We start from the raw sequence: 23,334 nt of genomic DNA on the forward strand, positions 1-23,334 counted from the left end.
TATGGGCGACAAATTTTCAATTTCCCGGCGGCGCTTGCTGCAGGCAGGGGCCGCGCTGGGCGGCGCGATGCTGCTGCCGGGCGTGATGCAGGCCGCCTGGGCCGGCGGCTCGGACAAACCGGAGCAAACCCGCGTGCGGGTCGGATTTATTCCGCTGACCGATTGCGCGCCGCTGGCCATCGCCGCGGCGAAGGGGTTTGACCAAAAATATGGCATCACCCTGGTGGCGAGTAAGGAAGCCAGCTGGGCGGCGGTGCGCGACAAGCTGGTGGCCGGCGAGCTGGACGCGGCGCATATTCTCTATGGCCTGCTGTACGGCCTCGAACTGGGGATCGCCAGCAAGCCGCAGGCGATGGCCAATCTGATGACCCTCAACCGCAATGGCCAGGCGATTACCCTCTCCAGCGAGCTGCAGGAGAAAGGGGTGACCGACCTCGGCGGGCTGAAGCGGCTGATCGACCGCAGCGCGCCGGGCAGTTACACCTTCGCCCATACCTTTCCTACCGGCACCCATGCCATGTGGCTTTACTACTGGCTGGCGAGCGCCGGCATCGATCCCTTCAACGATGTGCGCACCGTCGTGGTGCCGCCGCCGCAGATGGTGATGAACATGCGCATCGGCAATATGAGCGGCTTTTGTGTCGGCGAGCCGTGGAACGCCCGCGCTATTAACGACCGTATCGGCTTCACCGCGGCCACTTCCCAGGATATCTGGCCCGAGCATCCGGAAAAGGTGCTGGGCACCCGTCGCGACTGGGTGGAACGCAACCCGAACACCGCCCGCGCGCTGGTGGCGGCCCTGATGGAGGCGCAGCGCTGGATCGCCGCCTCGCCGGAGAACACCCGGGAGACGGCCCGCCTGCTCGCCAGACGCGGCTGGCTCAATACCAAGGAGCAATACCTCACCGGCCGGATGCTTGGAGAGTATGACAACGGCCTTGGCCGCCGCTGGCAGGATGCCCATCCGATGCGCTTCTGGGCCGGGGGCGAGGTGAGTTTCCCGTGGCTGTCGGACGGGATGTGGTTCCTCACCCAGTTCCGCCGCTGGGGGTTGCTGAAGCAGGCTCCGGATTACCTCGCGGTGGCGTCGCGCATTAACCGCATCGATGTCTGGCAGGCTGCCGCCCAGGCGGTAGGAGGGATCAGCGCGCCGGCAGCCAGGATGCGCAGCAGCACACTAATGGACGGGACGGTCTGGAACGGGTCCGACCCGGAAGGCTACGCCCGCCATTTCTCTATTCAACGTAAGGGGGCATGAGATGAAGCAGGCACAACGTAAGCAACCGGTCGTCAGCGTGGACAACGCACCTGGCGAAGTGATTATCCTGCCGCCGGTGCAGGTCCGGCGCACCACGCCGACCGTCACGCGCTGGCTGCGTGAGCTCACCCAGCGCCTGCTGCCCCCGCTGTTGGGGCTGGGAGTGCTGCTGCTGGCCTGGCAGCTGGCGGCGATGCATAGCAAAGGCTTTCCCACGCCGCTGAGCACGCTGGACTCGGCGCTGACCCTGTTTGCCGATCCGTTCTATCAGGACGGGCCCAATGACATGGGCATCGGCTGGAACGTGCTGGCCTCCCTGCAGCGCGTGGCGGTGGGCTTCGGCCTGGCGGCGCTGGCGGGCATTCCGCTGGGGTTTTTGATCGGCCGTTCGCTGTTCTTCGCCCGCATGTTTAATCCGCTGATTGCTCTGCTGCGCCCGGTCAGCCCGCTAGCCTGGCTGCCGATTGGCCTGCTGCTGTTCCAGAAGGCGGAGCCGGCTTCCAGCTGGACCATTTTTATCTGCTCCATCTGGCCGATGGTGATCAACACCGCGGAGGGTGTGCGGCGGATCCCGCAGGACTATCTCAACGTCGCCCGCGTCCTCCAGCTCTCGGAGTGGACGGTGATGCGCAAAATCCTCTTTCCGGCGGTGCTGCCGGCGGTGCTTACCGGCGTGCGCCTCTCCATCGGCATCGCCTGGCTGGTGATCGTGGCGGCGGAAATGCTTACCGGCGGGCTGGGGATCGGCTTCTGGATCTGGAACGAGTGGAACAACCTCAATGTGGAAAACATCATCATCGCCATCGTCATTATCGGCGTCGTCGGCCTGCTGCTGGAGCAGGGCCTGATGCTGCTCGCTCGCCGCTTTAGCTGGCAGGAAAAATAAGGAGCCAACATGAAACCATTAATTCAGGTGCAGGCCGTCAGCCAACGCTTCAACACCGCCAGCGGCGAGTTCCTGGCGCTGCAGAATGTCTCCTTCGATATCGTCGAAGGGGAGACCATTAGCCTTATCGGCCACTCGGGTTGCGGAAAATCGACCCTGCTGAACCTGATCGCCGGGATCACCACCCCTACCGAGGGCGGACTACTGTGTGATAACCGGGAAATCGCCGGTCCCGGGCCGGAGCGGGCGGTGGTTTTCCAGAACCACTCGCTGCTGCCGTGGCTGAGCTGTTTCGACAATGTGGCGCTGGCGGTGGATCAGGTGTTCCGTCGCACCATGAGCAAGAGTGAGCGCCGGGAGTGGATCGAACACAACCTGGCGCGCGTACAGATGGGTCATGCGCTGCACAAACGTCCCGGGGAGATCTCCGGCGGCATGAAGCAGCGGGTGGGTATCGCCCGGGCGCTGGCGATGAAGCCGAAAGTGCTGCTGCTTGATGAGCCCTTCGGCGCCCTGGACGCGCTGACCCGCGCCCACCTCCAGGACACGGTGATGCATATCCAGCAGGAGCTCAATACCACCATCGTCATGATCACCCACGACGTTGATGAAGCGGTGCTGCTCTCGGATCGGGTGCTGATGATGACCAACGGTCCGGCGGCGACGGTCGGCGAGATCCTCTCGGTCGATCTGCCGCGTCCGCGCCACCGCGTTCAGCTGGCGGACGACAGCCGGTATCACCATCTGCGCCAGCAGATCCTCCATTTCCTGTATGAAAAACAGCCGAAAGCGGCGTAAGGAGGCGGTCATGACGCGGCGACTGGTGGTGATCGGTAACGGCATGGCGGCCACCCGGCTGGTGCAGCGGCTGGTTGAGCGCGACCCCGCGCGGTTTGCCATTACCGTCGTCGGCGACGAGCCGCACCCGGCCTATAACCGCATTCAGCTCTCGCCGCTGCTGGCAGGTGAAAAAACGGCGGCGCAGATCCCGTTGCTGCCGGCGGAGTGGTACACCCGGCACGGGGTGTGCCTGCGGTCTGGCGAGGCGGTCGATGAAGTCGATATTCAGCAACGGCGGCTGCGCATCGCGGAAACCTGGCTGCCGTGGGATGAGCTGGTGTTCGCCACCGGTTCGCGGCCCTTTATCCCGCCGCTGCCGGGCATTGATCGTCCGCAGGTTATGCCCTTCCGCACCCTGGCGGACGTGGAACGTATTCTGGCGATACCCGGCCCGGCGGTGGTGATTGGCGGTGGGGTGCTGGGGGTGGAAGCGGCGGCGGCGCTGCGTCGTCACGGCGGAGAGGTCACTCTTCTGCATCGCGGCAGCGGATTAATGGCGCCGCTGACCGACGCTTTTGCCGCCGATGAGCTCAGGCAGCAGCTTGAAGCGCGCGGCATTCGCTGCGTGCTGGAGTGCAGCATCGCCGCCATCGACGCCGATGGCGTGCGGCTGGCGGACGGGCGCGTATTCCGCGCCGCCAGAGTGGTGCTGGCTACCGGCGTGCAGCCCGACAGCCGTCTGGCGGCGCAGTCCGGCGTGCTGTGCCAGCGGGGGATCGTGGTCGACCGTCAGATGGCCTCCTCGCTGCCGGGGATCAGCGCCATCGGCGAATGTTGCGAAATTGACGGCCAGACCTGGGGGCTGGTGGCTCCCTGCCTGCGTCAGGCCGAGGTGCTGGCGGATCGCCTGTGCGGCGCCCCCGGCGAGGGCTTTGTCTGGCAGGACGCCGGGACCCGCCTGAAGGTCACCGGCATTGAATTCTTTTGCGCTGGCGAGCAGCAGGCCGGCGAACAGGATGACATTTATACCAGCTGGGACCCCATCGACCGCCACTATCGCCGCCTGCTGCTGCGCGATGGCCGCCTGCGCGGCGTGCTGCTGATGGGCGACTGCACCGCCGCCGCCGCGCTCACCGCGCGCCTGGAAAGCGATGAGCCTGCCACCGTGGACTGGCTTTTTGACCCCTCTTCAACGCAGCCGCAGGCTGCAGGAATAATGACGATGACGAAACCTGTATTAGTGCTGGTGGGACATGGCATGGTCGGCCACCATTTTCTCGAGCAATGCGTGAGCCGCAATCTGCATCAGCAATATCGAATCGTGGTGTTTGGCGAAGAGCGTTATCCCGCCTACGACCGGGTACATCTCTCCGAGTATTTTGCCGGACGCAGCGCCGAGTCGCTGTCGCTGGCGGCCGGGGACTTCTTTATTGAACATGGTATTGAACTCCGCCTCGGCGAGGCGGTGGCGACCATCGACCGCGAAGCACGGCTGGTACGGGACGCCGAGGGGCATGAAATCCACTGGGATAAACTGGTGCTGGCGACCGGCTCGTATCCCTTTGTTCCGCCAATCCCCGGTAACGATCTCGCGGGGTGTTTTGTCTACCGCACTCTTGACGATCTCGACCGTATCGCCGCCCATGCCGCCGCGGCGAAGAGCGGGGTGGTTATCGGCGGCGGGCTGCTCGGGCTGGAGGCGGCCAACGCCCTGAAACAGCTGGGGCTGGAGACGCAGGTGGTGGAGTTTGCCCCGAACCTGATGGCCGTCCAGCTGGATAACGGCGGGGCGGCGATGCTCCGGGAGAAGATCGTCGCCCTCGGCGTGGGGGTGCATACCAGCAAAGCGACCACCGCCATCGTGCGCGAGGCCGACGGCCTGCGGCTGAACTTTGCCGACGGCGGCGCGTTGCGGACCGACATGGTGGTCTTCTCGGCGGGGATCCGCCCGCAGGACGCGCTGGCCCGCGGCTGCGCGCTGCAGGTGGGCGAACGCGGGGGAATTCACATCGACGGCCAGTGCCGCACCTCTGACCCGGACGTGCTGGCGATAGGCGAATGCGCCCTGTGGGACAATAAAATTTACGGTCTGGTGGCGCCGGGCTATCAGATGGCGCGCATCGCCGCGGCCACTCTCGCAGGAGAGGACGCCTGCTTTAGCGGCGCCGACATGAGCACCAAACTGAAGCTGCTGGGAGTCGACGTGGCCTCGTTTGGCGATGCGCAGGGGCGCACGCCGGGCTGTCAGAGCTATCAATGGACCGACGGTCCGCAGCAGATTTACAAAAAAATCGTCGTCAGTCAGGACGGCAAAGCCCTGCTTGGCGGCGTGCTGGTGGGGGATGCCAGCGACTATGCCACGCTGCTGCAGATGATGCTGAACGGCATGGCGCTGCCGCCGCGTCCGGAGAGTCTGATCCTGCCCGCGCTGGAGGGAGCCGCGCCGAAGGCGCTCGGCGTCGCGGCGCTGCCGGACAGCGCGCCGATCTGCTCCTGCCATAACGTCAGCAAAGGCGATATCTGCCAGGCGGTGAACAATGGGGCGAGGGATATGTCGGCGATAAAAAGCTGCACCAGAGCGGCTACCGGCTGCGGCGGCTGCAGCGCGCTGGTGAAACAGGTGATGGAGTATCAGCTGGCGGAGCAGGGCGTCGAAGTGAAAAAAGACGTCTGCGAACATTTCCCGTGGTCGCGCCAGGAGATCTACCACCTGGTGCGGGTTAACCATATCCATACCTTCGAGCAGTTGATTAGCCGCTACGGCCAGGGGCACGGCTGCGATGTCTGCAAACCGCTGGTGGCCTCGGTGCTGGCCTCCTGCTGGAACGAGTACCTGCTGAAGCCGGCGCACCTGCCGCTGCAGGATACCAACGACCGCTATTTCGCCAATATCCAGAAGGACGGGAGCTATTCGGTGGTGCCGCGGATGGCGGCAGGGGAAGTGACGCCGGACGGACTGATCGCCATCGGGCAGATCGCCAAACGTTACCAGCTCTACAGCAAAGTGACCGGCGGCCAGCGCATCGACCTGTTTGGCGCGCGGCTGGAACAGCTGCCGGCTATCTGGCGCGAGCTGGCCGACGCCGGGTTTGAAACCGGCCACGCCTACGGCAAGTCGCTGCGCACGGTGAAATCCTGCGTCGGCTCAACCTGGTGTCGCTACGGCGTGCAAGACTCCACCGGGCTCGCGGTACGGCTCGAGCATCGCTATAAAGGGCTACGCGCCCCGCACAAAATCAAGATGGCGGTCTCCGGATGCACCCGCGAATGCGCTGAAGCCCAGGGGAAAGATATCGGGGTGATTGCCACCGACAAAGGCTGGAATCTGTACGTCTGCGGCAACGGCGGGATGAAACCGCGTCACGCCGACCTGTTTGCCAGCGATCTCGACGAAGCGACGCTGATCCGCAGCATCGATCGTCTGCTGATGTTCTATATCCGTACCGCCGATCGCCTGCAGCGAACCAGCACCTGGATGGATAACCTGGAGGGCGGCGTCGCCTATCTGCGGCAGGTGGTGCTGGAAGATAGTCTTGGCATTGGCGAGGAGCTGGAGCAGGAGATGGCCCGGATCGTCGACAGCTACCAGTGCGAGTGGCAGACCACCCTCAACGATCCGCAGCGTCTGGCGCTGTTCCGCTCCTTCGTTAATAGCGACCAGCCCGACGAGGCTGTGCAGCGCCGCGATCTGCGCGGTCAGCCGCAGCCGCTGCTGACTGAGACGTTGCCCGAAGGCGAACTCCCATCCCGACCGTGGCAGGCGGTATGCGATCTTGACGCCATTCCGGCGCAGGCGGGGATCGGCGCCCGCTTAGGGGAGCGGCAGATTGCCCTGTTCCGCTTCGGCGAGCGGGTCTACGCCCTCGACAACCGCGAGCCGGGCAGCGCGGCCAACGTGCTGTCGCGTGGGCTGTTAGGGGACGTCGGCGGCGAGCCGGTGGTGATCTCCCCGCTGTACAAACAGCGGATACGCCTGCGCGACGGCTGGCCGTGCGACGGCGACGAACAGGCGGTACGCGCCTGGCCGGTGAAAGTAGAAAACGGCAAAGTGTGGGTGGGCAACCAGCAGCTGCTGGCCCGCGCGGAGGCCTCCTGATGAAGACCATCCGAACGACCTGCCCCTACTGCGGCGTAGGCTGCGGGGTGCTGGCGAGCGTGGACGACGCGGGGCAGGTGAGCGTGCGTGGCGACGATCAGCACCCGGCGAACCTCGGCCGTCTGTGCGTCAAAGGGGCCGCCTTAGGGGAGACCACGGGCCTGGCGGGGCGGCTGCTGACGCCGGAGGTCGACGGCCAGCAGGTAGCCTGGCCTCAGGCGCTGGCGGAAACCGCTGCGCGCCTGAGACAGATTATCGACCAGCACGGACCGCAAGCGGTGGCCTTTTACGCCTCCGGCCAGCTGTTAACCGAGGATTACTATGCCGCCAATAAGCTGATGAAAGGGTTTATCGGCGCGGCGAACATCGATACCAATTCACGGCTGTGCATGTCGTCAGCGGTCACTGGCTACAAGCGGGCCTTTGGCGCCGACGTGGTGCCCTGCAGCTACGATGATGTGGAAAACAGCGATCTGGTGGTGCTGGTCGGCTCGAACGCCGCCTGGGCGCATCCGGTGCTGTTCCAGCGGCTGGCGCAGGCGAAGCGGGATAATCCCCGATTGCGGATCGTGGCGATCGACCCCCGACGCACCGCTACCTGCGAGATCGCCGACCGCCATCTGGCGCTGGCCCCGGGAAGCGACGGCGGGTTGTTTGCGGGGCTGCTTAACGCCCTGGCTGAGGCAGGAGCCTGCGTCGATGGCTTTCGCGACGGCCCGCAGGCGCTGGCCGCCGCCCGCGGCTGGGACGTGGCGAGGGTGGCGGCCTTTTGCGGTCTGCCTGCCGATGAGGTGGCGGGATTCTATCGCGAGTTCATCGCCGCCCCGCGGGCGATCACCCTCTACACCATGGGAATCAATCAATCCGCCAGCGGCAGCGACAAATGTAACGCCATCATCAACGTCCATCTGGCCAGCGGGAAGTATGGCCGCCGCGGCTGCGGCCCCTTTTCGCTGACCGGTCAACCCAACGCCATGGGCGGCCGCGAAGTCGGCGGGCTGGCGACGATGCTGGCGGCGCACATGGATTTTGTGCCAGACGATCTGCAGCGGCTGGCCCGCTTCTGGGGGACGGAACGGCTGGCGCAGACCCCCGGGCTGACCGCCGTGGAGCTGTTTGCCGCCATTGGCCGCGGCGAGGTCAAAGCGGTCTGGATCATGGGTACCAACCCGGTGGTGTCGCTCCCTGACAGCCACGCGGTGAGCCAGGCGCTGGCCGCCTGTCCGCTGGTGATCGTCTCGGATGTCGCCGCCCAGACCGATACCGGACGTTTCGCCCACATCCGCTTTCCGGCGCTGGCCTGGGGCGAGAAGAATGGCACGGTCACCAACTCGGAGCGGCGGATATCCCGTCAGCGCAGCTTTCTGCCGCCGCCGGGGGAGGCGAAAGCGGACTGGTGGATCATCGCCAGAGTGGGCCAGGCGCTGGGGTATCGCGAGGCGTTTGCCTGGCAGCATCCGCATGACGTCTTCCGCGAGCATGCGGCGCTGTCCGGTTTCGAAAACGACGGCCAGCGGGCGTTTGATATCGGCGCGCTGGCGGATCTCAGCCGTGAGGCGTGGGACGCCATGCCGCCGGTGCGCTGGCCGGTCAGCCGCAGCGAGGTCGCCTGGGATATCACGCGCGGCTGGCATGGCGATGGCAGGCTGCGGATGGTGCCGGTGACGCCTCAACCGACCCGGGCGACAACCGATGCCTTTTATCCGCTGATCCTCAACAGCGGGCGGATCCGCGATCAGTGGCACACCATGACCCGTACCGGCGCAGTGCCGCGGCTGATGCAGCATATCGCGGAGCCAATGGTGGAGGTGGCGCCGCAGGATGCCGTTCGCTATCAGCTTCCCGCTGACGGGCTGGCGCGGATCTGGTCGCGGCATGGGGTGATGGTGGCGAAAGTGGCGATCAGCGAAGGGCAGCGCCCCGGCTCGCTGTTTGTTCCGATGCACTGGAACAACCAGTTTGCCCGTCAGGGGCGGGTGAATAACCTGCTGGCCGCCGTCACGGACCCGTATTCCGGCCAGCCGGAAAGTAAACAGGCGGCGGTGGCGATCGCCGCCTGGCAACCGGCCTGGCACAGCGAGCTTTTTTGCCGCGAACCGCTACCATTTCCTGCGGCCTGGCACTGGCGGCGGCGGGCGACGCCAGGCGTGCTGCACTACTCGCTGGCCGGGGAGGCATCTGCCCGACAGTGGCTCAGCGCGTGGTGCGCCCGGCGCGGCTGGCAGTTACAGGTGGCTGACGGCGGCGCGGTGTGGAACCTGCTGGCCTGGCATCAGGGAAGGCTGATGCTCGGCTGGTGGAGCGATGCGCGCGAGCCGGCGGTGGATTGCGCATGGATAAGCGCTGCCTTTGCCGCGCCGCCGTCCGATGCTGCCCAACGACATGCCTTGCTTAGCGGCCGACCGGGCGCCGCAGTCGCGCCGCGGGGGCGGATCGTCTGCAGCTGCTTTGGGGTGGGGGAATGGTCAATTAACGAGGCCATCGCCAGCGGCTGCGCCAGCGTCGGGGCGCTGGGTGGGAAGCTGAAATGCGGGACCAACTGCGGCTCTTGCGTGCCGGAGCTCAACGCGCTGCTGGCGGCGCAACGAACCCGGGCGTAACGGTGGCGCGCAGCGACGCCTCCGGTTGGGCGGCACCTTACCCAACCGGTTTCAGCTTATTCCTGGAATTGCCCACAGGGCTGCGGGAGCAGGGAAAAAACGATAAACTAACACTTCTATCCATTTTTGTGAGCTTGCGCAAACTCTGTTAATGCCTGTGTCGTTCCGTTTGTTGCCAACGTTGACCTTTCTCCTGCTGTTGCCGGGCGTTCCCGTCTGGGCGCTGACCGCCAGCGACACCACCCGCCCTGCGCAAGCGCAAGATCCGCTGCCCGATATGGGGATTGCTCCCCAGGTTGATGACGACGCCCGGCACTTTGCCGAAGTGGCGAAGAAGTTTGGCGAGGCCAGCATGAGCGACAATGGTCTGACGGCGGGTGAACAGGCGCAGCTGTTTGCCATCAGTAAAATCGGCAATGAAGTGAGTCATCAGCTGGAGAGTTGGCTCTCGCCGTGGGGCAACGCCAATGTCGACCTGCTGGTCGATAAAGAGGGGAAATTCACCGGCAGTAAAGGGAGCTGGTTCGTGCCGTTGCAGGATAACGACCGTTACCTGACCTGGAACCAGTACTCGGTGACCCGGCGCGAGCACGATCTGGTGGGCAACATCGGGCTTGGCCAGCGTTGGCGGGTCGGCGGTTGGCTGCTGGGCTATAACTCGTTTTACGATAAAGTGCTGAGCGAAAGCCTGGCGCGCGGCAGCGTTGGCGCCGAAGCGTGGGGAGAATATCTCCGCCTGTCGGCAAACTATTACCATCCGCTGGGCGACTGGCAGCTACGCGATAATCAGACTCAGGAGCAACGGATGGCCGCAGGGTATGACGTCACCGCCCAGGCGCGGCTGCCGTTCTACCAGCACATCAACACCAGCGTCAGCGTCGAACAATATTTCGGCGATAGCGTCGATCTGTTTCACTCCGGCACCGGCTACCATAATCCGGTGGCCGTCTCCGTTGGGCTCAATTACACCCCGGTCCCGCTGGTCACGGTGACCGCTAAGCATAAGCAGGGGGAAAATGGCGTCAGCCAGAACAATGTGGGCCTGAAGCTAAACTACCGCTTTGGCGTACCCCTTAAGCAGCAGCTTGCGGCAGACGAGGTGGCGATCAGCAACTCGCTGCGCGGGAGCCGCTTCGATAGTCCGGAGCGGGATAATCTGCCGGTGGTGGAGTATCGTCAGCGCAAAAATCTGACGGTCTATCTGGCCACGCCGCCCTGGGATCTGCAGTCCGGGGAGACGGTGCAGTTGAAGCTGCAGATCCATAGTCTGCATGGCATCAAGGCGCTGCACTGGCAGGGAGACACCCAGGCCCTCAGCCTGACGCCGCCGGTAGATGCCAGCAGCCCCGATGGCTGGAGCATCATTATGCCGGTGTGGAACAGTGAACCGGGCGCCGCGAACCGCTGGCGCCTGTCGGTGGTGGTGGAGGATAAACAGGGGCAGCGCGTCTCCTCCAATGAGATCGCCCTGGCGCTGACCGAGCCGCTGGTCAAGTTTACCACGCCAGGCGTCTCCTGGACGGACTCGCCTTAGAAGATTCGCTCCTGGTGGACCCACACCGCCGCTTCCACGCGGGATTTGAGCTTCATTTTCTTCAGCATGTGTTTTACGTGTACTTTGACGGTGCTTTCGGTGATATCCAGGCGACGGGCGATCATTTTGTTCGGCAGTCCCTGGGCTATCAGCTTGAGAATGTCGCGCTCGCGCGGGGTCAGCTGGCTGATGTCCCGATCGGAGGTGGCGCGGTTGGCGCGCAGGCTGGCGGCCAGCACCGGCGTTAACGCTTCGCTTAATACCATCTCTCCGGCGGCCGCCTGCTGCAGCGCTTTCAGCAGATCTTCCGGTTCCATGTCCTTCAGCAAATAGCCATCGGCGCCGCGCTTCAGGGCGGTGACAACGTCCTCTTCATGGTTGGAGACGCTGAAGACCACTACCCGGCCAGAAAGGGATTTCTCACGCAGCTTATCCAGCGTCTCCAGACCGTTCATGCCCGGCATATTAAGGTCCAGCAGGATCAGGTCAGGATCCAGCGACTCGGCCAGCTCAATACCTTGCGCGCCATTGCTGGCCTCGCCAATCACCTGGATGTCCGGCGCCATGCTGATCAACTGTTTCACGCCGGTGCGCAGCATCGGATGGTCGTCAATGAGAAGGATAGTTGCCCGTTCCTGTTGACTCATGAGGGTCTCCTTATTGGATGGAAAACGTTTTTTCCGGGATAAACGTGACGATCACTTCGGTTCCACCGGTTTCCCGGCGTCGTACCTGACAGTCACCGCGCAAGCTCTGGGCGCGATCCCGCATAATAATTAAACCGTAATGGTTACTCCGTTCGGCGTGGTCCGGTACGCCGCGGCCGTTATCCGCTACCACCAGACGAACCTGATTATCGCGTTGTGACACCGTCACGGTCACTTCGGTCGCGCTGGCATGCTTCAGAGCGTTGCTCAACGCTTCGCGAGCGATCTGCAGCAGGTGGATCGCCTGATGCGAGGGCACAAAGCGCGGCGGGAGCTGGTAATCAAGCTGCACCGTAAAGCCGAAGTGGGCGCTGTACTCCTGACAGCTGGACTCCAGCGCCGGGCGCAGCCCCGGCTCGGTCAACTGCAGGCGGAAGGTGGTTAACAGCTCCCGCAGCTGGGCCCACGAGGTATTCAGTTCGTTACGGATCTGCCCCAGCAGCTGGCGGCTTTCCGTCGGCAAGGCGTCGCCTTGCATCTGCAGACAGCTAACCTGCATCTTCATACAGGATAGCGACTGGGCGATGGAGTCGTGCAGCTCGCGGGCGATAGTGGCCCGTTCTTCCATGACGATCAGCTGCTGCTGCTTCTCCTGATGGCGGTCCAGCGCCAGGGTGCTGGTCAGCTGTTCCACCAGGGTATCCACCAGCTGCTGCTGATCGTGGCTGAGATGGCGGCCAACCGGCAGCGTCGCCAGCAGGATGCCGTACTGACTATGCGCATCTGACAGCCGCCACTTCAGCGTTGTTCCCCCATCCGGCAGCGGCGGCAGATTGCGTGGACAGAGGTAGCAGCCTTTATCATCACAGTCATCATCCGAGTGGCAGGTAAACTCCTGGTGATTATCTTCGTCTTCCAGGTCGTAAACCCGTACCTCGATATCGCGCAGCAGCGTCAGCCCCTGCAGGCCATTCAGTACCGGCGAAATACGTTCGCAGAGCGGGGCGCTGGAGTGCAGCCGGCGGTTGGCCTGCCATAAGAAAGCGAGGATCTCGTTCTTCTGCTCCAGTCCGGCAGTCTTCTCCTGCACCCGCCGCTCGAGCACGGCGTAGCTTTCCGCCAGCTCTTCCGACATGTTATTCAGCGCCATGCCCAGGGTCGCCATTTCGTTGCGGCCGCTGATGTGCGCCCGCTGGGTGAAATCACGCTGACTCACCGCGCGCGCCATGCTCAGCAGCTGTTTCCACGGCCGCAGCAGACGGGCGCGTAGCCAGATGATAGTGAAGATCAGCAGCAGCGCCATACCAATGGCGAGGATGCGATGGATCCAGACCACCCGTTCGATACGCTGCTCGGTGGTGTGGTCGAATGCGGTGACCAACTGGTCGATACGATCGACAAAGTCGGCGACATCCTGGGCCACTTCCGCCTGATTGACTGCGCGCTGCATGCCGGGGGCCAGCGCCAGCTGCCAGTACTGCTGCAGGGCTTTAAGCTGGATTTCCTGGCCGTCGCGGCGGGCGGAATTTTGCAGCTCCGGGCTGAAGACGGTGGCGGTCATGTCCGCCACCAGTTTTTGATCGTTTTCATTCAGCGGGATCGCCGCCAGCAGCCGGTAGCTTTGCATACGCAATGAACCGGCCTTGTTAATGGCGTGCGCGCTGCCCTGCACGCCGTTCACCAGGCGCGCGGAGATCGCCATGCCGGCGACGCCAATAATCGTGGCGAGCAGCACGATTAACGCCAGTTGATTGACCAGCGTCAGCGGGGTAAAAAGACGTTTTAACATGGAATGCGTGGCTCCTGACCGGTCATGTCTCCGGGAGTGGCGCTTATTCTCGACTATCCCCTGGAGTATACCCATACCCCCAAAGAGTTACTCCTTAATTGTCGGTGGTAGGCGATGTTAGGGGGGGGATTATACGCAACCCGGCAGCAGCGTGAAAAACCACACTTTTTTCCCCACCATTCTCTACTCACTTGGAGGCATGGTTTATTTTTGCACAAATTAGCTCGCGCTTTTCCTTTGATTTATATCAACTTACCGCCCCGGGTAACCCCTAAGGTAGCGGCAGGAAATATGAATAATCAGAGGTATCTATGAGTCAATCTTCCCTCCCGGAGAAGGCTAACCGCTCGGTCATAACCGACTGGCGGCCTGAAGATCCTGAATTCTGGCAACAGCGCGGCCATCGTGTGGCAAGCCGCAATTTATGGATCTCCGTTCCCTGTCTGTTACTGGCGTTCTGCGTTTGGATGTTGTTCAGCGCGGTTGCCGTTAACCTCAACAAAGTAGGCTTTCAGTTTACAACCGATCAGCTGTTTATGCTGACCGCGCTGCCGGCGCTGTCAGGCGCCTTATTACGCGTGCCTTACGCCTTTATGGTGCCGCTGTTCGGCGGCCGTCGCTGGACGGCGTTCAGCACCGGGATCATGATTGTGCCATGCGTCTGGCTGGGCTTCGCGGTCCAGGATACCTCTACGCCGTTTAGCATCTTCGTGATTATCTCTCTGCTGTGCGGCTTCGCCGGAGCCAACTTTGCCTCCAGTATGGCCAACATCAGCTTCTTCTTCCCGAAAGCGAAGCAGGGCGGGGCGCTCGGCGTTAACGGCGGACTTGGCAATATGGGCGTCAGCGTGATGCAGCTGGTCGCGCCGCTGGTGGTCTCGATCTCTATCTTTGCCGTTTTTGGCGGTAACGGTAGCGAGCAACCGGACGGCTCGATGCTGTATCTGGAAAACGCCGCGTGGATCTGGGTACCTTTCCTGATTATTTTCACTCTGGCGGCGTGGTTCTTTATGAACGACCTGTCGGCTTCGAAAGCGTCGCTGAGCGAGCAGTTGCCGGTACTTAAGCGCCTGCATCTGTGGATTATGGCGCTGCTCTATCTCGCGACCTTCGGCTCCTTTATCGGCTTTTCCGCCGGGTTCGCGATGCTGTCAAAAACTCAGTTCCCGGATGTGCAGATCCTGCATTACGCCTTCTTCGGCCCGTTCATTGGCGCGCTGGCGCGTTCGATGGGCGGGGCGATCTCCGACCGCCTCGGTGGGACCCGCGTAACGCTGGTCAACTTTGTGGTGATGGCTGTCTTCTGCGCGCTGCTGTTCCTGACCCTGCCGACCAACGGCCAGGGCGGTAACTTTATCGCCTTCTTCGCGGTGTTTATGGTGCTGTTCCTGACCGCCGGGCTGGGGAGCGCCTCCACCTTCCAGATGATCTCCGTGATCTTCCGTAAGCTGACTATGGACCGCGTGAAGGCCCAGGGCGGCAGCGAAGCGCAGGCGATGCGCGAGGCGGCGACCGATACCGCGGCGGCGCTGGGCTTTATCTCCGCCATTGGCGCTATCGGCGGCTTCTTTATTCCGAAAGCGTTCGGTATCTCGCTGGATCTGACCGGCTCGCCGGCCGGGGCGATGAAAGTGTTCCTCGTGTTCTATATTGCCTGCGTGGTGATCACCTGGGCGGTATACGGTCGTAAGCGTCAGTAATCGGCCGCGGTAACGTTGGCGTATAAAAAGGCGCGCTCCCCACGGAGGCGCCTTTTTTAACCGCTCAATTAGTTACAACATACTATGGGAGAATATTGTCCGCATCGACCGCTGAGCCAGAACAGGTGGGCTTGCCAGTGAAATGGCTCTACCCCTTAATACCTCCGTTGTTAACAAATCCCGGTGAGGCGCCGCTTTTTGAGGTGAAAACCATTAAAAAACAACAAGTTAAAAAATAACATCTTATACCACCTTGGTGGTAATCGAGGTTTTGCTGCGCAGTAACAAGACAGTTCGGATTGATCGCTATCAATTCTCGCCCTCTTTCATAGCGTTACCTTCGCTGCAAATCCAGCAATGTCGATTTATCAGAGAGCCGTCAGGCTCCATATCAGGAGAAACCCGATGAGTAAATTCCTGGACCGGTTTCGCTACTTCAAACAGAAGGGTGAAACCTTTGCCGATGGGCACGGCCAGCTTCTAAACACCAACCGGGACTGGGAGGATGGATACCGTCAACGTTGGCAGCATGACAAAATTGTGCGTTCCACTCACGGTGTCAACTGCACCGGCTCATGCAGCTGGAAGATTTATGTCAAAAACGGTCTGGTGACCTGGGAAACGCAGCAGACTGACTATCCGCGCACCCGCCCGGACCTGCCGAACCACGAACCACGCGGTTGCCCGCGCGGCGCCAGCTACTCCTGGTATCTGTACAGCGCTAACCGCCTGAAATACCCGCTGATGCGTAAACGCCTGATGAAGATGTGGCGGGAAGCGAAAGTTCAGCATAGCGATCCGGTTGAGGCATGGGCGTCGATTATCGAAGACGCCGACAAAGCTAAAAGCTTCAAACAGGCCCGCGGTCGCGGCGGTTTTGTACGTTCCTCCTGGCAGGAAGTGAATGAGCTGATTGCCGCCTCCAACGTCTATACCGTCAAAACCTACGGTCCGGACCGCGTGGCTGGCTTCTCGCCGATCCCGGCGATGTCGATGGTCTCCTACGCGTCCGGCGCCCGTTATCTGTCGCTGATCGGCGGCACCTGCCTGAGCTTCTACGACTGGTACTGCGACCTGCCGCCGGCTTCGCCGATGACCTGGGGCGAGCAGACCGATGTGCCGGAATCCGCCGACTGGTATAACTCCAGCTATATCATCGCCTGGGGCTCCAACGTGCCGCAGACCCGCACCCCGGATGCGCACTTCTTTACCGAAGTCCGCTATAAAGGGACCAAAACCGTAGCCATCACTCCGGACTACGCCGAAATCGCCAAACTCTGCGATCTGTGGCTGGCGCCGAAGCAGGGTACCGATGCCGCGATGGCGCTGGCGATGGGCCATGTGATGCTGCGTGAATTCCACCTCGATAAGCCGAGCCAGTATTTCACCGACTATGTGCGCCGCTATACCGACATGCCGATGCTGGTGATGCTCGAGGAGCGCGACGGTTATTATGCCGCCGGCCGTACGCTGCGCGCATCCGACCTCGTGGATTCCCTTGGTCAGGAGAATAATCCGGAATGGAAAACCGTCGCCTTTGACGAGAAGGGCGACATGACCGTACCGAACGGTTCCCTCGGATTCCGCTGGGGCGACAAAGGCAAATGGAACCTCGAACAGCGCGACGGTAAAACTGGCGAAGAGATTGAGCTACGTCTGAGCCTGCTGGGCAGCCATGATGAAGTGGCGAACGTCGGCTTCCCGTACTTCGGCGGCGAAGGGTCTGAGCACTTTAACAAAGTCGATCTGGAAAACATTCTGCTGCACAAACTGCCGGCCAAACGCCTGCAGCTGGCCGACGGCTCTACCGCCCTGGTCACCACCGTGTATGACCTGACCATGGCTAACTACGGCCTGGAGCGCGGTCTGAACGATGACAACTGCGCCGCCGGCTACGATGAAGTGAAAGCCTACACCCCGGCGTGGGCGGAGAAGATCACCGGCGTCTCCCGCGCGCATATCATCCGTACCGCCCGTGAATTTGCCGATAACGCCGATAAAACTCACGGTCGTTCGATGATTATCGTCGGGGCGGGCCTCAACCACTGGTTCCACCTCGACATGAACTACCGCGGCCTGATCAATATGCTGATCTTCTGCGGCTGCGTCGGTCAGAGCGGCGGCGGTTGGGCGCACTATGTGGGCCAGGAAAAACTGCGTCCGCAGACCGGCTGGCAGCCGCTGGCGTTCGCCCTTGACTGGCAGCGTCCGGCACGTCACATGAATAGTACCTCGTACTTCTATAACCACTCCAGCCAGTGGCGCTATGAAACGGTGACCGCGCAGGAACTGCTGTCGCCGATGGCGGATAAATCCCGTTACAGCGGCCACCTGATCGACTTTAACGTGCGCGCAGAGCGGATGGGCTGGCTGCCGTCGGCGCCGCAGCTTGGCGTCAACCCGCTGCGTATCGCTGACGAAGCGAAAAAAGCCGGCATGACCCCGGTGGATTACACCGTGAAGTCGCTGAAAGAGGGCTCGATTCGCTTTGCGGCCGAGCAGCCGGAAAATGGCAAAAACCACCCGCGTAACCTGTTTATCTGGCGTTCCAACCTGCTGGGCTCCTCCGGTAAAGGCCATGAATACATGCTCAAGTACCTGCTGGGTACCGAGAACGGCATTCAGGGCAAAGACCTGGGCAAGCAGGGCGGCGTGAAGCCGGAAGAAGTCGAATGGCGGGATAACGGCCTCGACGGCAAACTGGATCTGGTGGTGACCCTCGATTTCCGTCTGTCGAGCACCTGTCTCTACTCCGACATCGTGCTGCCGACCGCCACCTGGTACGAAAAAGACGACATGAATACCTCGGATATGCATCCGTTTATTCACCCGCTGTCGGCCGCCGTTGATCCAGCCTGGGAATCGAAGAGCGACTGGGAGATCTATAAAGGTATCGCGAAGAAATTCTCTGAAGTGTGCGTGGGCCACCTCGGTAAAGAAACCGACGTGGTGACCCTGCCGATCCAGCACGACTCCGCCGCGGAAATGGCGCAGCCGCTGGATGTCAAAGACTGGAAAAAAGGCGAATGCGATCTCATCCCCGGGAAAACCGCGCCGCATATTATTCCGGTTGAGCGTGATTACCCGGCGACCTACGAGCGTTTCACCTCGATCGGCCCGCTGCTGGAAACCATCGGCAACGGCGGGAAAGGCATCGCCTGGAACACCCAGAGCGAGATGGATCTGCTGCGTAAGCTCAACTACACCAAGGCGGAAGGCCCGGCGAAAGGCCAGCCGAAGCTGGAAACGGCCATCGACGCCGCGGAAATGATCCTCACCCTGGCCCCGGAAACCAACGGTCAGGTGGCGGTGAAAGCGTGGCAAGCGCTGAGCGAGATCACCGGTCGCGAGCATACGCATCTGGCGCTGAACAAAGAAGACGAGAAGATCCGCTTCCGCGATATTCAGGCGCAGCCGCGGAAGATTATCTCCAGCCCGACCTGGTCTGGCCTGGAAGATGAGCATGTCTCCTATAACGCCGGTTACACCAACGTTCACGAGCTGATCCCGTGGCGCACGCTGACCGGACGTCAGTCGCTGTATCAGGATCACCAGTGGATGCGCGACTTCGGCGAAAGCCTGCTGGTCTATCGGCCGCCGATCGACACCCGTTCGGTGAAAGCGGTGATGGGCGAGAAGTCCAACGGCAACCCGGAAAAGGCGCTGAACTTCCTGACCCCGCACCAGAAATGGGGTATCCACTCGACCTACAGCGATAACCTGCTGATGCTGACCCTGTCGCGCGGTGGGCCGATTGTCTGGATGAGCGAAGCGGATGCGAAAGATCTGGGTATCGAAGATAACGACTGGATCGAAGTGTTCAACGCCAACGGCGCCCTGACGGCGCGTGCGGTGGTGAGTCAGCGCGTTCCAGCCGGGATGACCATGATGTATCACGCGCAGGAACGTATCGTGAACCTGCCGGGCTCTGAAATCACCGGTCAGCGCGGGGGGATCCATAACTCCGTCACCCGTATTACGCCGAAACCGACCCACATGATCGGCGGCTACGGCCACCTGGCCTATGGCTTTAACTACTACGGCACCGTCGGCTCCAACCGCGATGAGTTTGTGGTGGTACGTAAGATGAAGAACATTAACTGGTTAGACGGCGAAGGCAACGACCAGGTACAGGAGAGCGTAAAATGAAAATTCGTTCACAAGTCGGCATGGTGCTGAATCTCGATAAGTGCATCGGCTGCCACACCTGCTCGGTGACCTGTAAAAACGTCTGGACCAGCCGGGAAGGGATGGAATACGCCTGGTTCAACAACGTGGAAAGTAAGCCGGGCGTCGGTTTCCCGAACGACTGGGAAAACCAGGAAAAATGGAAGGGCGGCTGGATCCGCAAAATCAACGGTAAACTGCAGCCGCGCATGGGCAATCGCGCGATGCTGTTGGGAAAAATCTTCGCCAACCCGCATCTGCCGGGCATCGATGATTACTACGAGCCGTTTGATTATGACTACCAGAATCTGCATAACGCGCCGGAGAGCAAACATCAGCCGATCGCCCGTCCGCGCTCGCTGATCACCGGTCAGCGGATGGACAAGATCACCAGCGGTCCGAACTGGGAAGAGATCCTCGGCGGCGAGTTTGAAAAACGCGCCAAAGATCAGAACTTCGACAACATGCAGAAGGCGATGTACGGCCAGTTCGAAAACACCTTCATGATGTATCTGCCGCGCCTGTGCGAGCACTGCCTGAACCCGGCCTGCGTCGCGACCTGCCCGAGCGGCGCCATCTATAAGCGTGAAGAAGACGGCATTGTACTGATCGACCAGGACAAGTGCCGCGGCTGGCGGATGTGTATCACCGGCTGTCCGTACAAGAAGATCTATTTCAACTGGAAGAGCGGGAAATCCGAGAAATGCATCTTCTGCTACCCGCGTATTGAATCCGGGATGCCGACGGTGTGCTCCGAAACCTGCGTGGGCCGTATCCGCTATCTCGGCGTCCTGCTATACGACGCGGACGCGATTGAAAACGCCGCCAGCACCGAGAACGAGAAAGATCTGTATCAGCGTCAGCTGGACGTGTTCCTCGATCCCAACGATCCGAAAGTGATCGAGCAGGCGCTGAAAGATGGCGTACCGCAGGGGGTCATTGAAGCTGCGCAGCAGTCGCCGGTTTACAAAATGGCGATGGACTGGAAGCTGGCCCTGCCGCTGCACCCGGAATATCGCACCTTGCCAATGGTCTGGTACGTGCCGCCGCTGTCGCCGATTCAGTCCGCCGCCGATGCGGGTGAACTGGGTAGCAACGGGATCCTGCCGGACGTGGAAAGCCTGCGTATTCCGGTGCAATATCTGGCGAACCTGCTGACCGCGGGCGATACCCAGCCGGTACTGCTGGCGCTGAAACGAATGCTGGCGATGCGCCACTATAAGCGTGCGGAAACCGTTGACGGCGTCGTCGATACCCGCGCGCTGGAAGAGGTGGGGCTGAGCGAAGCGCAGGCCCAGGAAATGTATCGCTATCTGGCGATCGCCAACTACGAAGATCGTTTCGTGGTGCCGAGCAGCCATCGTGAACAGGCGCGAGAAGCGTTTCCGGAGAAAAACGGCTGCGGCTTTAGCTTTGGCGATGGCTGCCACGGCTCTGACAGTCAGTTCAACCTGTTCAACAGCCGTCGCATCGACGCCATCGACGTGACCAGCAAAACGGAGCCGCACGCATGATTGAACTCGTGATTGTATCGCGTCTGCTCGAATATCCTGACGCTGCCTTATGGCAGCATCAGCAGGAGATGTTCGAGGCGCTCGCGTCATCAGAGAAACTCAGCAAAGAGGATGCCCACGCGCTGGGCGTTTTCCTGCGCGATTTAGTGGCTCAGGATCCGCTGGATGCCCAGGCGGCCTATAGCGAACTGTTTGACCGCGGCCGGGCCACCTCGCTGCTGCTGTTTGAACATGTCCACGGCGAATCCCGCGACCGCGGGCAGGCGATGGTCGACCTGATGGCGCAGTACGAGCGCCACGGTCTGCTGCTGGATAGCCATGAGCTGCCGGATCATCTGCCGCTATATCTGGAGTATCTGGCGCAGCTGCCGGAAGAGGAAGCGCTTGGCGGCCTGCGGGACGTCGCGCCGATCCTCGGTCTGCTCAGCGCGCGCCTGCAGCAGCGCGAAAGTCGCTATGCGGTGCTGTTCGAGCTATTGCTGAAGCTGGCCAATACGCAGGTCGACAGCCAGAAGGTGGCGGAGAAGATTGCCGACGAAGCGCGCGACGATACGCCGCAGGCGCTGGACGCCGTCTGGGAAGAAGAACAGGTCAAATTCTTTGCCGACCAGGGCTGCGGCGAGTCGGAAATTTCCGCTCACCAGCGTCGTTTTGCCGGAGCCGTGGCCCCGCAATATCTGAATATCTCTAACGGAGGACAGCAATAATGCACTTCCTGAATATGTTCTTCTTTGACATTTATCCGTACATTGCGGGTTCGGTGTTCCTGATTGGCAGCTGGTTGCGCTATGACTATGGCCAGTACACCTGGCGCGCCGCCTCCAGCCAGATGCTGGACCGTAAGGGGATGAACCTGGCGTCGAACCTGTTCCATATCGGCATCCTGGGTATTTTCGCCGGCCACTTCCTCGGCATGCTGACCCCGCACTGGATGTATGAGTCCTTCCTGCCGATCGACGTCAAGCAGAAGATGGCGATGATCGCCGGCGGCGCCTGCGGCGTGATGACCCTGGTGGGCGGGTTACTGCTGCTCAAGCGTCGTCTGCTGAGCCCGCGCGTTCGCGCCACCACCACCGGAGCGGATATTCTGATCCTCTCGTTGCTGATGGTGCAGTGTGCGCTCGGCCTGCTGACGATCCCGTTCTCCGCTCAGCATATGGACGGCAGTGAAATGATGAAACTGGTCGGCTGGGCGCAGTCGGTGGTGACGTTCCACGGCGGCGCGTCACAGCATCTGGATGGCGTGGCGTTTATTTTCCGCGTTCACCTGGTGCTGGGCATGACCCTGTTCCTGCTGTTCCCGTTCTCCCGTCTGGTTCATATCTGGAGCGCGCCGGTCGAATACCTGACGCGCAAATACCAGATTGTCCGCGCCCGTCGCTAACTGGCCCGCGACTGCTCACTGACCCCGCCGCGGCGGGGTTTTTTTTCGCCCCAGCCGAGATTATTCCCTGCGGCGGCAAACAGAATAAGCATCCCACCGAGCAATTGCACCGCGGATAACGCATGGTGGAAGACCAGATAGTCAACCACCATCGCCACCAGCGGATAAATAAAGGAGAGCGAACCGGTAACGGGCGTCGGCAGTTTCTGTATCGCGCTATATAAAAGCTGATACATGATCCCGGTATGGACGATGCCGAGGATCAGCAGATAGCGCCAGGGGAAGCTGGCCGTCAATTCTGGGGCATGCACCAGCGGCAGCAGCATCACGACGCCGACGAGAACCTGAATGAAGGCGATATGCTGCGCGGGGAGCGGATGCAGTTTGCGCGCGATGATGGCGGTCAGGGCATAGAAGAATGCCGCGCCCAGCGCCAGCAACACGCCGGTGGTAAGCCCCTCTTCGTGTGCAGGCGTCAGCTCGCTCGACAGCAGGATCACTACGCCGCCAAAGGCCAGCAGTAACCATCCCCATTTCACGGCGCTGACCCGTTCCCCCAGCACCATCCCCATCAGTACCAGCATAAACGGCTGGGTGTTATAGACCACGGTGGCCATACCGATTGAGATCCGCGAATAGGCGGCAAACAGCAGCAGCCAGTTGACGACCAGCGCCGCGCCGCCAATCACCGCCAGAGCGAGAGTGAAACGCGTTAGCCGGCTGAAGGGCTGGCGGCTTAACACGATAAACACCAGCAGGGTTAGCGCGCCAATCAGGCAGCGCCAGAACACCACATCAGTCACCGGCAAACCAGAGAGCAGCACGAACGCGCCGATCGAGCCGGAGATTATCATTGCCAGGCTCATCTGCCAGACGCCGCGGGTAAGTTGCATTTTTCACCTCCACCATTTTTTAGTTATTGTGCGAAAAACCCTGACAGGGTGATATGGCTGAATTAAGGTAGAAGGGGGAAAATGCC

Annotated in this window: 15 protein-coding genes; 12 read left to right on the forward strand and 3 right to left on the reverse strand. The window is 61.6% G+C overall.

Going from position 1 to position 23,334, the window contains the following annotated elements; translation table 11 throughout:
• Position 1 precedes the first annotated feature (1 nt).
• The 6 genes from KB892_RS09315 to KB892_RS09340 all read left to right on the forward strand — a co-directional run bounded on the left by KB892_RS09315 (position 2) and on the right by KB892_RS09340 (position 11,154).
• A complete protein-coding gene (locus KB892_RS09315) occupies positions 2 to 1,258 on the forward strand; it encodes a CmpA/NrtA family ABC transporter substrate-binding protein (RefSeq protein ID WP_004175561.1) in 1,257 nt (418 codons plus the stop codon).
• Position 1,259: 1 nt separating this feature from the next.
• The gene (ntrB, locus tag KB892_RS09320) at positions 1,260 to 2,144 is read left to right on the forward strand and encodes a nitrate ABC transporter permease (protein ID WP_004152255.1); all 885 of its coding nucleotides are present in this window, start codon (positions 1,260 to 1,262) and stop codon (positions 2,142 to 2,144) included.
• Between the two features lie 9 nt (positions 2,145 to 2,153).
• The gene (locus KB892_RS09325) at positions 2,154 to 2,942 is read left to right on the forward strand and encodes an ABC transporter ATP-binding protein (RefSeq protein ID WP_004200289.1); all 789 of its coding nucleotides are present in this window, start codon (positions 2,154 to 2,156) and stop codon (positions 2,940 to 2,942) included.
• Between the two features lie 10 nt (positions 2,943 to 2,952).
• The gene (nirB, locus tag KB892_RS09330; RefSeq protein ID WP_004200287.1) at positions 2,953 to 7,020 is read left to right on the forward strand and encodes a nitrite reductase large subunit NirB; all 4,068 of its coding nucleotides are present in this window, start codon (positions 2,953 to 2,955) and stop codon (positions 7,018 to 7,020) included.
• Positions 7,020 to 9,620, forward strand: coding sequence for a nitrate reductase (locus KB892_RS09335; RefSeq protein WP_004200281.1), 2,601 nt, complete (start codon positions 7,020 to 7,022; stop codon positions 9,618 to 9,620). Before nirB ends, KB892_RS09335 begins: the two co-directional genes overlap by 1 nt.
• A gap of 151 nt (positions 9,621 to 9,771) precedes the next feature.
• Positions 9,772 to 11,154, forward strand: a complete 1,383-nt coding sequence (locus tag KB892_RS09340) for a YchO/YchP family invasin (protein WP_002910201.1) — start codon at positions 9,772 to 9,774, stop codon at positions 11,152 to 11,154.
• Here KB892_RS09340 and narL read toward each other — a convergent pair.
• Both narL and narX read right to left on the reverse strand, forming a co-directional pair.
• Positions 11,151 to 11,801 carry a two-component system response regulator NarL gene (narL, locus tag KB892_RS09345; RefSeq protein WP_002910198.1) on the reverse strand — a complete coding sequence of 217 codons (651 nt, stop codon included), beginning with the start codon at positions 11,799 to 11,801 and terminating at the stop codon, positions 11,151 to 11,153. The genes KB892_RS09340 and narL overlap by 4 nt on opposite strands.
• 10 nt (positions 11,802 to 11,811) lie before the next feature.
• Positions 11,812 to 13,590 carry a nitrate/nitrite two-component system sensor histidine kinase NarX gene (narX, locus tag KB892_RS09350; RefSeq protein ID WP_004200278.1) on the reverse strand — a complete coding sequence of 593 codons (1,779 nt, stop codon included), beginning with the start codon at positions 13,588 to 13,590 and terminating at the stop codon, positions 11,812 to 11,814.
• Between the two features lie 311 nt (positions 13,591 to 13,901).
• Between narX and KB892_RS09355 the strand changes: the two genes are divergently transcribed.
• The 6 genes from KB892_RS09355 to narI all read left to right on the forward strand — a co-directional run bounded on the left by KB892_RS09355 (position 13,902) and on the right by narI (position 22,355).
• Entirely contained in the window at positions 13,902 to 15,290 is a 1,389-nt protein-coding gene (locus KB892_RS09355; RefSeq protein ID WP_004175568.1) for a NarK family nitrate/nitrite MFS transporter, read from the forward strand.
• Positions 15,291 to 15,415: 125 nt separating this feature from the next.
• The gene (locus tag KB892_RS09360; protein WP_004218943.1) at positions 15,416 to 15,529 is read left to right on the forward strand and encodes a hypothetical protein; all 114 of its coding nucleotides are present in this window, start codon (positions 15,416 to 15,418) and stop codon (positions 15,527 to 15,529) included.
• 166 nt (positions 15,530 to 15,695) lie between these two features.
• Positions 15,696 to 19,439 (forward strand): nitrate reductase subunit alpha, encoded by a 3,744-nt coding sequence (locus KB892_RS09365; protein ID WP_004180382.1) that lies wholly within the window; start codon positions 15,696 to 15,698, stop codon positions 19,437 to 19,439.
• A complete protein-coding gene (narH, locus tag KB892_RS09370; RefSeq protein ID WP_002910193.1) occupies positions 19,436 to 20,971 on the forward strand; it encodes a nitrate reductase subunit beta in 1,536 nt (511 codons plus the stop codon). The genes KB892_RS09365 and narH overlap by 4 nt, the downstream gene beginning before the upstream one ends.
• Positions 20,968 to 21,678: a nitrate reductase molybdenum cofactor assembly chaperone gene (narJ, locus tag KB892_RS09375; RefSeq protein WP_002910191.1), complete on the forward strand. Its 711-nt coding sequence runs from the start codon at positions 20,968 to 20,970 to the stop codon at positions 21,676 to 21,678. The genes narH and narJ overlap by 4 nt, the downstream gene beginning before the upstream one ends.
• The gene (narI, locus tag KB892_RS09380) at positions 21,678 to 22,355 is read left to right on the forward strand and encodes a respiratory nitrate reductase subunit gamma (RefSeq protein ID WP_002910189.1); all 678 of its coding nucleotides are present in this window, start codon (positions 21,678 to 21,680) and stop codon (positions 22,353 to 22,355) included. The genes narJ and narI overlap by 1 nt, the downstream gene beginning before the upstream one ends.
• Here the strand turns inward: narI and KB892_RS09385 are convergent.
• Positions 22,352 to 23,248 carry a DMT family transporter gene (locus KB892_RS09385; protein WP_004180381.1) on the reverse strand — a complete coding sequence of 299 codons (897 nt, stop codon included), beginning with the start codon at positions 23,246 to 23,248 and terminating at the stop codon, positions 22,352 to 22,354. The genes narI and KB892_RS09385 overlap by 4 nt on opposite strands.
• Between the last annotated feature and the right edge of the window lie 86 nt (positions 23,249 to 23,334).

This window comes from Klebsiella sp. P1927, assembly GCF_018204675.1.
GTDB lineage: Bacteria > Pseudomonadota > Gammaproteobacteria > Enterobacterales > Enterobacteriaceae > Klebsiella > Klebsiella pneumoniae.

Excerpts from the sequence above, each read along its gene's own strand:
- KB892_RS09315 (WP_004175561.1), top strand. The coding sequence starts at position 2 with ATGGGCGACAAATTTTCAATTTCCCGGCGGCGCTTGCTGCAGGCAGGG.
- ntrB (WP_004152255.1), top strand. The coding sequence starts at position 1,260 with ATGAAGCAGGCACAACGTAAGCAACCGGTCGTCAGCGTGGACAACGCA.
- KB892_RS09325 (WP_004200289.1), top strand. The coding sequence starts at position 2,154 with ATGAAACCATTAATTCAGGTGCAGGCCGTCAGCCAACGCTTCAACACC.
- nirB (WP_004200287.1), top strand. The coding sequence starts at position 2,953 with ATGACGCGGCGACTGGTGGTGATCGGTAACGGCATGGCGGCCACCCGG.
- KB892_RS09335 (WP_004200281.1), top strand. The coding sequence starts at position 7,020 with ATGAAGACCATCCGAACGACCTGCCCCTACTGCGGCGTAGGCTGCGGG.
- KB892_RS09340 (WP_002910201.1), top strand. The coding sequence starts at position 9,772 with ATGCCTGTGTCGTTCCGTTTGTTGCCAACGTTGACCTTTCTCCTGCTG.
- narL (WP_002910198.1), bottom strand. The coding sequence starts at position 11,801 with ATGAGTCAACAGGAACGGGCAACTATCCTTCTCATTGACGACCATCCG.
- narX (WP_004200278.1), bottom strand. The coding sequence starts at position 13,590 with ATGTTAAAACGTCTTTTTACCCCGCTGACGCTGGTCAATCAACTGGCG.
- KB892_RS09355 (WP_004175568.1), top strand. The coding sequence starts at position 13,902 with ATGAGTCAATCTTCCCTCCCGGAGAAGGCTAACCGCTCGGTCATAACC.
- KB892_RS09365 (WP_004180382.1), top strand. The coding sequence starts at position 15,696 with ATGAGTAAATTCCTGGACCGGTTTCGCTACTTCAAACAGAAGGGTGAA.
- narH (WP_002910193.1), top strand. The coding sequence starts at position 19,436 with ATGAAAATTCGTTCACAAGTCGGCATGGTGCTGAATCTCGATAAGTGC.
- narJ (WP_002910191.1), top strand. The coding sequence starts at position 20,968 with ATGATTGAACTCGTGATTGTATCGCGTCTGCTCGAATATCCTGACGCT.
- narI (WP_002910189.1), top strand. The coding sequence starts at position 21,678 with ATGCACTTCCTGAATATGTTCTTCTTTGACATTTATCCGTACATTGCG.
- KB892_RS09385 (WP_004180381.1), bottom strand. The coding sequence starts at position 23,248 with ATGCAACTTACCCGCGGCGTCTGGCAGATGAGCCTGGCAATGATAATC.